The organism is Gemmatimonadaceae bacterium (assembly GCA_019752115.1).
Taxonomy (GTDB): domain Bacteria; phylum Gemmatimonadota; class Gemmatimonadetes; order Gemmatimonadales; family Gemmatimonadaceae; genus Gemmatimonas.
In genome coordinates this window covers 1-7,655 of record JAIEMN010000046.1, presented here as the reverse complement: position 1 = coordinate 7,655, position 7,655 = coordinate 1, and the positions used below count along the sequence as shown (strand labels likewise).

At 65.4% G+C, this 7,655-nt stretch carries 8 protein-coding genes; all 8 read right to left on the bottom strand.

Annotated features, from left to right (window positions below):
- Positions 1-647, bottom strand: a 647-nt coding sequence (locus K2R93_18835; GenBank protein MBY0491904.1) for a hypothetical protein, incomplete at its 3' end; no start/stop codon positions are given.
- Between the two features lie 57 nt (positions 648-704).
- Positions 705-1,826, bottom strand: a complete 1,122-nt coding sequence (locus K2R93_18830; GenBank protein MBY0491903.1) for an NAD(P)/FAD-dependent oxidoreductase — start codon at positions 1,824-1,826, stop codon at positions 705-707.
- A 91-nt stretch (positions 1,827-1,917) separates the two neighbouring features.
- Complete coding sequence (locus K2R93_18825; protein MBY0491902.1) at positions 1,918-3,171, bottom strand: cyclopropane-fatty-acyl-phospholipid synthase family protein; 1,254 nt, start codon at positions 3,169-3,171, stop codon at positions 1,918-1,920.
- A gap of 93 nt (positions 3,172-3,264) precedes the next feature.
- Entirely contained in the window at positions 3,265-4,344 is a 1,080-nt protein-coding gene (locus K2R93_18820) for a tartrate dehydrogenase (protein ID MBY0491901.1), read from the bottom strand.
- Between the two features lie 126 nt (positions 4,345-4,470).
- On the bottom strand, positions 4,471-5,403 hold the full coding sequence (locus tag K2R93_18815; protein MBY0491900.1) for a 3-keto-5-aminohexanoate cleavage protein: 933 nt from the start codon (positions 5,401-5,403) through the stop codon (positions 4,471-4,473).
- Between the two features lie 18 nt (positions 5,404-5,421).
- Positions 5,422-6,360, bottom strand: coding sequence for a 3-hydroxyacyl-CoA dehydrogenase (locus K2R93_18810; GenBank protein ID MBY0491899.1), 939 nt, complete (start codon positions 6,358-6,360; stop codon positions 5,422-5,424).
- A gap of 83 nt (positions 6,361-6,443) precedes the next feature.
- Entirely contained in the window at positions 6,444-7,226 is a 783-nt protein-coding gene (locus tag K2R93_18805; GenBank protein ID MBY0491898.1) for an SDR family oxidoreductase, read from the bottom strand.
- Positions 7,227-7,289: 63 nt separating this feature from the next.
- Positions 7,290-7,655, bottom strand: a 366-nt coding sequence (locus K2R93_18800; GenBank protein MBY0491897.1) for a hypothetical protein, incomplete at its 5' end; no start/stop codon positions are given.

The window sequence follows — 7,655 nt, the reverse complement described above, 5'->3', positions numbered from 1 at the left end:
TGTATGCCGCTCCGCGACAGCAGGTCCTGAACGATGGGCGATTGCGGGCTCGCCACGAAGAAGGCGGCATCGATGTTCCCCGAGATCAGGAGATTCTGTGCCGCCTTGCCGCCGACCTTGAGAATCGTGGTGGGCGGTCGCGCGATCCCCGTGGCCTCGAGCATGGTCATGGCCAGGGCGGCGGTCCCGCTGTTCGCGTCGCCGATGGCGATCATCTTGCCGTTGAGCGGAGGCAGCTGGTCGAGCGCTCGGTCGCCCCGGTGAAACACCCACAGGATCTCGTTGTAGACGCTGCCCAGCGAGACCAGGCCCTTCGTGCTGTCGGGCGGTGCCGCGCTGACGATGCCGCCCTGGACCAATGCAACGTCCACGGCTGCCGCAGGATCCGAGAGTCGCTGCAGGTTCTCGACCGCGCCGCTCGAGGGCCACAGCCGCAAGGTCACGCCGTCCCGGGCCAGGATGTCTCGATATCGCGTGGCGGTGGCGTGATAGGTGCCGTCGGCGGCGCCGGTCGACATGACGATCTCGCTCGGCGGCGCCGGCCGCATCAGGAACAGCGTCAGTCCGGTGGCGACAACGACCACCAGTACGGCCGGGACACCGACGAACAGGAGATCGCGGTTGAGCCGATGCCTGGCGGTTGCCATGGGTCGCTACCGGGTGTTGCAGCTACCTATCGGGGCCCCGCACGCTGCCGCTGCGTCTCAGGCCTGCAGCGCTTCCTGCTTCCTGTGCAGGAACCATTCGTCCAGCACGAAGCTCCTGGTGAACCATTCGCTGCCCATGAGCCGGGCAGCGGCAAGTTTCTTCAATCCTTCCGGCAGCCGCTCGGTCATCGACTTCGTCTGGCGCGCCCCGAAGCGCTGCAGCATCTTCGCTTCGTATGGGGCCAGTTTCGCCGCGCTGTAATCGCCCTTGGCGGCAATGAGGATTTCCGCGGCGAACATGGCAGATTCCACTGCGGGACGAATGCCTTCGCCGCTCTGCGGGTACGCGAGTCCTGCCGCATCGCCGATCAGCATCGCGCGATCGCCGAGGAACGGACGCGGCGCATGGTTGTAGAGCAGATAGGCATGACCGCCCAGCTTCTCGGGCGTGTCCTGCGGTACACGGCGTTCGGCCTTCAACCAGCGCACGAATTCCGCGACGTGCTCGGACAGCTTGTGATTGTCCTCGCGGCCGAGGCCGACGTTGAGAAAATCACCCTTGCGGAAGATCCAGCCGTAGCCCTTCAAGTCCGGACAGAAGTACAGTTCTGGCGCTTCGCCGAGCGCTGCGCAATCCTGCTTCTGCGTCTCGGTCATCGGGAACTCGATTTCCTGGGCGGCCACGACGCTCTCGCTCTGGCCAAGTTGCGCGCCGATGTGGCGGGCGACGGGGCAGAAGTGCCCGCCGGCACCCACCACGAACTTCGCTTCGATGGTGCCGTTGGCGATCCAGCCGTTGGCTGAGCGCTCGAGCGATTTCAGTTGGGCGGGCGGAGCCAGGCGCGCGCCGCACCGTTCGAGCAGAAAGGCATCGAACTCGAAGCGACGAATGCCGTAGCTCACGACTTCGGGGTACTTCGTGTTGACGATGCGGCCTTCGATCATGCCGGTGCGGAAGGCGGTGATCGGTTGAATCGTGCGGCCGGTGGCGCGATAGGCATCGACGTCCATTTCCAGTTCCTGCACCACCGCCGGCGTTACCCAGCCCGCGCAGATCTTGTCGCGCGGAAACGCCTTCTTGTCGAGGATCATCACGTCGATGCCGGCGCGCTTCAGCAAACGCGCGCAGGTGGAGCCGGCGGGGCCGCCACCGACGATCAGGATTTCGCAGGTGTCCATTCGGGCGAAGGAGTCTCCAGGTGAGATGCTGCTGGCCCCCACCCTGGCCCTCCCCCAGCAAAGCTGGGGGAGGGGACTGGGCAGGAAGGGGTCAGCGGGGATACAGGTGTTCGCGATTCATCGGAATCGTGTTGTCCTGGGGCCGGGCAAACACGATCTGGAACAGTTGCAGCGCACCGGTCAGGAACGACGCCTGGGAGGCCGCCAGGTACATGCGCCACATGCGCACGAAGCGCTCGTCGTACATCTTGCGCACCTCGTCCACGTGGGCTTCGTAGCGGTTGAGCCAGGCTTCCAGCGTGTGGGCGTAATGCAGCCGGAGGTTCTCGACGTCGAGCACCGAGAACTGGTGGCCTTCGAGGATCTGCATCATCTCCGCCAGGGTCGCGGGATACGCGCCGGGAAAGATGCGCTTCTCGGTCCAGGCGTTCATCGGTGCCGGCTTGTTGCGGCCAATGGAGTGGATCAGTCCGCGGCCGTGCGGTTTCAGCACGCGGTGGATCACGTCGCCCAGGGTCGGATAGTTGTCCAGGCCGACGTGCTCCAGCATTCCGACCGAGACGAAGACGTCGCATTCGCCCTGCATGGTGCGGTAGTCGTCGAGCACGTATTCGACGCGGGTGTCGAGGCCTTCTTCCTTGGCCTTGGCCCGCGCGAACTTCACCTGCTCCTGGGAGATGTTGAAAGCGCGCACGGTCACGCCGTAGTGCTTCGCGAAATGGCGCGCGAGGCCACCCCAGCCGCAACCGGCCTCGAAAACCACCTGACCCGGCTTCAGCTCCAGCTTGCGGGCGACGTGATCGAGCTTGGCAATCTGCGCCTCTTCGATCGACATGCCCGGGTGCGGGTAGTACGCGCAGGTGTACTGCATGCGCGCGGTGTCCAGCCACAGCTTGTAGAACTCGTTCCCGAGGTCGTAGTGGTGGTGGATGTTCTCCTTGGAGCCCGCCAGCGTGTTCGCGCGCGGCTTGTTCATCCAGCGCAGGAAGCGGGCCTTGAGCGACTTGTCCGGCAGGTTGTCGAGGCCGAGGAACACATGCTCCAGGAATGCCACGAGGTCGCCTTCGATCTCGATGCGGCCGTTGCTGTAGTCGTCGGCCGGGTAGACCTCGGGGTTCACCAGCATGCGCATCAGGGCGCCGCGATCGCGGATGACCATGGTCGCGACCGGCGTGGCGGAGCCGCACACGATTTCCTCGCCGCCCCAGAGGCGGATGCGGATGGGCGGATTGCCGGCGGTCTCGAGCAGGCTTTCCAGCAGGCGGCGTTCCACGGCCGTTACGCCACTGCGTGCAGCAGCGGCTGACGTCTGTTCCAGCTGAAGGCGGCCTTCCTTGTAGTCCATGGTCTTCCTCCCGGGGGAGCAGCCTCCATTTTGGCGCAATGCCGCATGGCCGCCAACCATCCGGGGCGACCGCGTATGACAAGTGGGCGGGCGTCAGTGATGGTAAGGCGCCCTGACGGCGTCGACGACCGCCTTGGTGACATCCGACGTGCGCGCCGTACCGCCCAGATCGGGCGTGAACACGCGGGCGCCGGTGGCGATCTCCACGGCTCGCATGAGCCGTCTGGCCGCCCGGGCCTCGCCCAGATGCTCCAGCATCATGACCGCCGTCCAGAAAGTCGCGACCGGGTTGGCCACGCCCTTGCCCTCGATGTCCCAGGCCGATCCGTGGATCGGCTCGAACATGCTGGGGAAGCGGCCTTCCGGATTCAGGTTCGCCGTGGGCGCGATGCCGAGGCTGCCCGACAGTGCAGCCGCGAGGTCCGACAGGATGTCCGCGTGCAGGTTGGTTGCCACCATGACGTCCAGGGTAGCCGGTTTCAGCACCATCCGCTGGGTGGCTGCGTCCACGAGGACCTTGTCGGTCTTCACGTCCGGGAAGTCGCGTGCCACTTCGGCGAAGATCTCGTCCCACATCACCAGGCCGTTGCGCTGGGCGTTGGACTTGGTGACCAGGGTGAGCAGCTTGCGCGGGCGCGACCGGGCCAGCTGGAAGGCGAAGCGGTGGATGCGTTCCACCCCGGCGCGGGTGAAGATCGAGACTTCGGTGGCGACCTCTTCCGGGTGGCCGCGGTGCGACCGGCCGCCCTGTCCGGAATACTCGCCTTCACTGTTCTCGCGCACGATGATCCAGTCGATGTCGCCCGGCGACTTCAGCCGGAGCGGCGGATCGATCCCCGGCAGGATGCGCGTCGGCCGCACGTTGGCGTACTGGTCGAAGCCCTGGCAGATGGCGAGGCGCAGGCCCCACAGCGAAATGTGATCGGGCACCTGCAGCGAACCCACGGCGCCGAAGAAGATGGCGTCGAAGGGCTTCAACCGTGCGAGGCCGTCGTCGTCCATCATGCGGCCGTGCTTCAGGTAGTAATCGCTGCCCCAGGGAAAGTGCTCGAAGTCGAGCGCGAACGAGCCGTCGGCCTGGGCAAGCGCGTCGAGCACTTCGATGCCGGCGGCGATGACTTCCTTGCCGATGCCGTCGCCGGGGATGGCTGCGATTTTGTAGTGCTTCATGATGAGGGCATTCGACGTGTCCGCGATTTGGCCCCCACCCTAACCCTCCCCCAGCGAAGCTGGGGGAGGGGATGTACACCCCTTCCCCCGGCTTTGCCGGGGGAAGGTTGGGATGGGGGCAGCGGGTTGTCAGAAGTTGACGTTACTCCCGCCTTTCAACTTCAGAATCTGACGCGCATCGTCCGGCGTCGCGATCTCCAGCCCCAGTTCCTCGAGGATCCGGCGTATCTTCGACACCTGATCCGCATTGGTCTTGGCGAGCTGGCCCTTGCCGATCCAGAGGCTGTCCTCCAGACCCACGCGCACGTTGCCGCCCATCACGGCGGACATGGACGCGATGTACATCTGGTTGGCGCCGGCGCCGAGTACCGACCATTGATACTGGTCACCGAACAGCCGGTCGGCCGTGCGCTTCATGTGCATCACGTCTTCCGGATGCGGGCCGATGCCGCCGCGCAGGCCGAACACCGACTGGATGAAGAGCGGCGGCTTCACGATGCCGCGATCGAGGAAGTGCGAGGCCGTGTACAGGTGGCCGATGTCGTAGCACTCGATCTCGAAGCGCGTGTTGTTCGCGCTGCACGACTCCAGGATGTAGGCGATGTCCTTGAACGTGTTCTTGAAGATGCGATCGTCGGAACCGGCGAGATAGGGCCGCTCCCAGTCATACTTGAAGTCCTTGTGCCGGTTCAGCATCTCGTACAGGCCGAAGTTCATCGAGCCCATACTGAGCGAGGCCACTTCCGGCTTGAGTTGCAGCGCCGGCTGCAGGCGCTCCTCGATCGCCATGGTCGGCGCCCCGCCGGTGGTGAGGTTGAGCACCACGTTCGAGGCCGCCTTGATCTTGGGCAGGAAGCGCCGGAACATGTCCGGGTCCTGCGTGGGGCGGCCGTCCTCGGGCATGCGGGCGTGCAGGTGCACGATGGCCGCTCCGGCCTTGGCTGCACCGATGGCCGCTTCCGCGATCTCGTCGGGCGTGATCGGCAGATAGGGTGACATCGAAGGCGTGTGGATCGCGCCGGTTACGGCGCAGGTGATGATGACTTTGCGTTGGGCTGCCATGGATCTCTCCGGAAAGGGCTATCGGTGTTTCTTGTCCTGGTCGCGCTTGTGCGCCACCAGCGCCATCAGGCGGCGGTCGCGCCAGGCTTCGCGTGATGCGTGTTCGCTCTGGGGCATGCGCTCGCGGCGCTCGGCTTCGATGCGGCCGGCCAGTTCATCGTCCCAGGGGCGGTAGGTGACACCGCGCATCATCCCCTGCATCTTGGGGCCGTAGCGCTTGGCGTAGTCGGTGACGCCGCCGGGTGCATTGAGGTCGATGGTTTCGAACGGACCCATGAAGGCCCAGCGCAAGCCCAGACCGTCGCGGATGCACTTGTCGAGATCCTCGACGCTCACGTAACCCTCGTCCACGAGCCGCCACGATTCCTGCAGCAATGCCGCCTGCAGGCGGTTCAGGATGAAGCCCTCGATCTCTTTCTTCACGATGATCGGCACCTGACCGGCGCGTTCGTGCAGAAGGCGCGCGCGTTCCACCACCTGCGGGTCGGTGAAGGGTGCAGGCGACAGTTCCACTACCGGAATCACATGCGGCGGATTAACCGGATGGGCCACCAGGCAGCGATGCTTGCCGGGCACGTGACCGGCGAAGCGCGAGGTCTCGATGGTCGACGTCGACGAAGCGAGAATGCAGTCGGGTGCGGCCAGCGCGTCGAGGTCGCTGAACACCTGGCGCTTGACGTCCTCCCGTTCGGAAGTGTTTTCCTGCACGTACTTCGTACCCTGGAGTGCAGCGGCGAGAGTCGGCGCACCTGAGATGCGCGCTGCCACGACCGCAGGCGCTTCGCTCATGAGGCCGAAGGATCGGTACTCGGCCAGGCCTTCCCCGATCAACTTGAGCGCGTGGTCCACGGCGCCGGGCGCGCTGTCCCACAGCTTGACGGCGTGGCCCGCGCGCGCGAAGACCATGGCCCACGCGCGACCGATGAGGCCGGCACCGATGATGGCGATCTGTTCCATGTCAGCGCCGCCCGGCCGCCCGAAGGCGCTGACGCGCCCCTTTGGGGGGCAGCGAACGAAGAGAGCGTGGGGGCTGTTTCATTTTAGCGCAGCACTTCGACGTTACCGCACACGGGCAGCGATTGCCCGCTCACGTGCTTGCCGGCGTCGGAGGCGAGGAACAGGGCCATGTTGGCGATGTCCTGGGCGCTCACCATGATGCGCATCGAGACATCGGCCACCATGCGTTTCTTCTGCTCCTCGACGCTGATGCCGAAGGCCTGCGCCTTCGCCGCTGCCACGCGATCGATGCGGTCGCCTTCGACGATGCCGGGCTGGATGCAGTTGACGCGGACCTTGTCGGGACCGGCTTCCATCGCCAGGCTCTGGGTGAGGCCGACCACGCCCCATTTGGCCGCGGCATACGGAGAGCGCAGCGGAAAACCGAGTCGTCCCGCGGTGGACGACAGATTGATGATGCTGCCGCCGCCCGCTGCCTTGATCATCGGCATGCCGAGACGCGTGCAGTAGAAGATGCCGTTGAGATCGATGGCGATGCAGCGTTCCCAATCCTCGATACTGATGTCCTCGATCTTGCCCGTGGGCCCGGCGATGCCGGCGTTGTTGATGAGGACATCGAGGCCGCCCAGGATGCGCTTGACATCGGCAAACAGCGCGTCGACCTGCTTCAAGTCGGAAACGTCGCATACCGTGCTGGTGATGGCCGGCCGTGCCGCACGCAGCGCTTCCAGTGCCTTCATGTCCACGTCGCAGATGTGGACGCGGGCACCGGCATCCGCAAACGTCTCGGCCATGGCGCGGCCTATGCCGCCTGCCCCGGCCGTGATGAGCACGCGCTTGCCCGGCACCGCGAGATCCGGCTTCATGACTGTCTCCCCCCTCGTATCGTTCTGGCGAAACGCGGAATTCTAGAGCAATCGTGCCCCGGATCAGGTTCTCGCGTGCGTGACACAGGGTTCGTCCTGGCAGACGAACACTTCGATGGTGACGTGTTCGAGGCCTGTCATGCCGCTCAACAGTGCCTTGTAGTGCTCGGCGGAACGCGGCTGGTGCGTCACGATCGACAGGATCAGGGCGCGTTGATCACCGCCTATGCGCCACAGTCGCAGATCCGCGACACGGTTGTCCGCGTCGGCTTCGATCCGTTGCACGATCTCGGCTTCGAGACTGGTGTCGTCCGATGCGTCGAGCAGCACCAGCCCGGTGCTCTTCAACAGTCCCCAGGCCCACCAGCCGATCAGTACCGAGCCGGCGATGGCGACGGCCGGGTCGAGCCACAGCCAGCCGAGCCACTT

Bases quoted from the DNA above. Each gene is read 5' to 3' on its own strand.
- K2R93_18825 (MBY0491902.1), bottom strand. From the start codon at position 3,171: ATGGACTACAAGGAAGGCCGCCTTCAGCTGGAACAGACGTCAGCCGCT.
- K2R93_18815 (MBY0491900.1), bottom strand. From the start codon at position 5,403: ATGGCAGCCCAACGCAAAGTCATCATCACCTGCGCCGTAACCGGCGCG.
- K2R93_18805 (MBY0491898.1), bottom strand. From the start codon at position 7,226: ATGAAGCCGGATCTCGCGGTGCCGGGCAAGCGCGTGCTCATCACGGCC.
- K2R93_18830 (MBY0491903.1), bottom strand. From the start codon at position 1,826: ATGGACACCTGCGAAATCCTGATCGTCGGTGGCGGCCCCGCCGGCTCC.
- K2R93_18810 (MBY0491899.1), bottom strand. From the start codon at position 6,360: ATGGAACAGATCGCCATCATCGGTGCCGGCCTCATCGGTCGCGCGTGG.